The 3,276-nt window shown below is 65.6% G+C and carries 3 protein-coding genes; all 3 read left to right on the top strand.

The window, feature by feature from the left end:
• Nucleotides 1–491 precede the first annotated feature (491 nt).
• Nucleotides 492–1,481, top strand: a complete 990-nt coding sequence (gene pdhA / locus ABZD10_RS14610; RefSeq protein WP_372887606.1) for a pyruvate dehydrogenase (acetyl-transferring) E1 component subunit alpha — start codon at nucleotides 492–494, stop codon at nucleotides 1,479–1,481.
• A gap of 21 nt (nucleotides 1,482–1,502) precedes the next feature.
• Entirely contained in the window at nucleotides 1,503–2,879 is a 1,377-nt protein-coding gene (locus tag ABZD10_RS14605) for a pyruvate dehydrogenase complex E1 component subunit beta (protein ID WP_372887604.1), read from the top strand.
• 12 nt (nucleotides 2,880–2,891) lie between these two features.
• On the top strand, nucleotides 2,892–3,276 hold a 385-nt coding region (locus tag ABZD10_RS14600; protein ID WP_372887602.1), incomplete at its 3' end, for a biotin/lipoyl-containing protein.

Below are 3,276 nucleotides of genomic sequence, written 5' to 3'. Positions count from 1 at the left end.
GGCGCGGCAAAAGCGGCTCAACGATCCGCCATTCCTCATCGCTCAGGTCATATCGTGCCATGCTCACCTCCTGCTCTTTCGCAGAAGTGAATCACGCTAATCTCGTCAGTGGAACCCCTTATTGAGTACAGACCCTAGGCGCGGCCGCCGCCTTCCACATCCTTGCGCCCCTGCTTTCTCTTGCCCGAAATATCCCGGGGGAGTCCCCTTGTCGCGCCTGCGGCAAGGGGGCGGGGGCTGGCCCCCCTGCCCGGCCCCGACCCGTCCGACTACCCGGCCAGACCGGATCGGAAAAGAATTCCAACTTTCCACTCGCCACGCCGCATTTCATCCGCTACGCTTTAGTTTAACACTAAACTAAAAATCGCCCACACTGTCCGCGCAGGGGCCGTGCCGGGCGGCGACACTCACCAAGACGCGCCGGGCGCGCGGCGGCAGCCCCGCCCCGCCAACCCCCGGCACGTCGGCCCGTCAACGCTGGGAGGCGCGCAATGGCTGCCAAGAAATCCGCCAGAAAGACCAATGTGTCCGGCGATGAACTCAAGAAATACTACCGCGAGATGCTGCTCATCCGCCGTTTCGAGGAAAAGGCCGGCCAGCTTTACGGCATGGGTCTGATCGGCGGCTTCTGCCATCTCTACATCGGCCAGGAGGCCGTCGTGGTCGGGCTCGAGGCCGCCGCCGAAGAAGGTGACAAGCGCATCACCTCCTATCGCGACCACGGCCATATGCTGGCCTGCGGCATGGCCGCCGACGGGGTCATGGCCGAGCTGACCGGCCGCGCCGGCGGCTACTCCAAGGGCAAGGGCGGCTCGATGCACATGTTTTCCAAGGAAAAGCATTTCTACGGCGGCCATGGTATCGTCGGCGCCCAGGTGCCGCTCGGCGCCGGTCTGGCCTTTGCCGACAAATACCAGGGCAACGGCCGTGTCACCTTCACCTATTTCGGCGATGGCGCCGCCAACCAGGGCCAGGTCTACGAAACCTTCAACATGGCCGCGCTCTGGGATCTGCCGGTGATCTTCGTGATCGAGAACAACCAATATGCCATGGGCACCGCCCAGAACCGCTCGACCTCGACCCCCGATATCTATACCCGCGGCGAGGCCTTCGGCATCCCCGGCGAAACCGTCGACGGCATGGATGTGCTGGCTGTGAAGGATGCCGGCGACCGCGCCGTGGCCCACTGCCGCAAGGGCAAGGGGCCCTATATCCTCGAGGTCAAGACCTACCGCTATCGCGGCCATTCGATGTCGGACCCGGCCAAGTACCGCACCCGCGAAGAGGTGCAGAAGATGCGCGAGGAACGCGACGCCATCGAACATGTGCGCGCCATGATCCTCGACGGCAAACACGCCTCCGAGGACGAGCTGAAGGCGATCGACAAGGAGATCAAGGCGGTGGTCAACGCCAGCGCCGAGTTCGCCAAGGAAAGCCCCCTGCCCGCAGCCGAAGAGCTGTGGACCGACATCTACGCGTGATTGACAGAGGAAGTTCGAAAGATGGCTACTGAAATTCTGATGCCCGCCCTGTCGCCGACGATGGAGGAAGGCACGCTGGCCAAATGGCTGGTCAAGGAAGGCGACAGCGTCACCTCGGGCGACATTATCGCCGAGATCGAAACCGACAAGGCGACGATGGAATTCGAAGCCGTCGACGACGGCGTGATCGGCCATATCCTGGTCGCCGAAGGCAGCGAGAACGTGAAGGTGAACACCGCCATCGCGACGCTTCTGGCCGAGGGTGAAGAGGCCGGCGCGGCCCCGGCCCGCCCGGCCCCGGCAGCCGCCGCCCCGAGCGCCCCGCAACAGCCCGCCGCCGCCCCGGTGGCCGCCCCGGTTGCCGCCCCGGTGCCGGCACCGGCCGCGCCGACACCGGACTGGCCCGAGGGCACGCCGATGAAGCAGCAGACCGTGCGCGAGGCGCTGCGCGACGCCATGGCCGAGGAAATGCGCGCCGACGACACGGTCTTCCTGATGGGCGAAGAGGTCGCCGAGTACCAGGGCGCCTACAAGGTCAGCCAGGGGCTGCTCGACGAGTTCGGCTCAAAGCGGGTCATCGACACGCCGATCACCGAACATGGGTTCACTGGCATCGCGGTCGGCGCCGCCTTTGGCGGCCTGCGCCCGATCGTCGAGTTCATGACCTTCAACTTCGCCATGCAGGCCATTGACCACATTATCAATTCCGCCGCCAAGACCCTTTACATGTCGGGCGGCCAGATGGGCGCGCCAATGGTCTTCCGGGGCGCCAACGGCGCCGCGGCACGGGTCGGCGCGCAGCACAGCCAGGACTACGCCGCCTGGTATGCGCAGATCCCGGGGCTGAAGGTGGCGATGCCCTATTCGGCCTCCGACGCCAAGGGGCTGCTGAAATCGGCGATCCGCGATCCCAACCCGGTGATCTTTTTGGAAAACGAAATCCTCTATGGCCGCGTCTTCGACGTGCCGGCGATGGCGGATTTCACCGTCCCCTTCGGCAAGGCGCGGATCTGGCGCCAGGGGTCGGATGTCACCATCGTCAGCTTCGGCATCGGCATGCAATATGCGCTGGAAGCGGCCGAGAAACTGGCCGAAGAGGGCATCAGCGCCGAGGTCATCGACCTGCGCAGCCTGCGCCCGATCGACTATGACACGGTGCTGGCCTCGGTGATGAAGACCAACCGCTGTGTCACCGTCGAAGAGGGCTGGCCGGTGGGCTCGATCGGCAACCATCTGGCGGCGACGATCATGCAGCGCGCCTTTGATTATCTCGATGCGCCGGTGATCAACTGCACCGGCAAGGACGTGCCGATGCCCTATGCCGCCAACCTCGAGAAACTGGCGCTGACCACCACCGACGAGGTGATCGCCGCCGTCAAAGACGTGACCTATCGCTGAGGAGGACCGGAGATGCCCACAGAAATCCTGATGCCCGCCCTCTCGCCGACCATGGAAGAAGGCACCCTGGCCAAATGGCTGGTCAAGGAAGGCGACGAAGTGCAGTCCGGCGACATCATCGCCGAGATCGAAACCGACAAGGCGACGATGGAATTCGAAGCCGTGGACGAGGGCACGATGGGCCCGCTCCTGGTGCCCGCGGGCACCGAGGGGGTCAAGGTCAACACCGTGATCGCGCTGCTGCTGGAAGACGGCGAAGAGCCCGGCGACGTGTCGGCCCCCACTGCCCCCGCAGCCGCCGCGCCGGCGGCAGAACCCGCCGCCCCTGCCTCTGCCCCGGCCCCCGCCGCCGCTGCCGCCCCACCGGCACCGCAGGCCGCCGGTGGCGCGCGCATTC

It is taken from the genome of Shimia sp., assembly GCF_041624275.1.
Lineage (GTDB): Bacteria > Pseudomonadota > Alphaproteobacteria > Rhodobacterales > Rhodobacteraceae > Shimia.
The sequence above is the reverse complement of the archived record's forward strand: the minus strand, read 5'-3'. Positions and strand labels throughout refer to the sequence as shown.